Raw genomic sequence first — 325 nt, 5'->3', positions numbered from 1 at the left:
AGGTTCCACCTGGCGATCGTCGCATTCCGGTTCATCCGCCACATCGACAACCTTCCAAACGGCGAACGCGCCCAATGCAAGCGCCATGTGAGACATGGCCTACGACGAACACTCGCAATCATTTGCACACGAACGTTTCGACTCTGTCGGAGGCTCTGCACGACTACGAATCATTTTTGATTTCGCTTAGCAAAACGGGTCATACAGGACTCGCTGAATGCTCAACAACGACCGCGTCATGTGGCTCGACAACGGACACCACGCACGCAAACATTTGGGGACAAATGTTCTACTCTGTCGGCGCAATCCGTAGGCCAGGTTCCAC

The sequence above is a fragment of the Rhodopirellula sp. UBA1907 genome (assembly GCF_002337565.1).
Classification (GTDB): domain Bacteria; phylum Planctomycetota; class Planctomycetia; order Pirellulales; family Pirellulaceae; genus Rhodopirellula; species Rhodopirellula europaea.
This window is presented reverse-complemented; position numbering follows the sequence as displayed.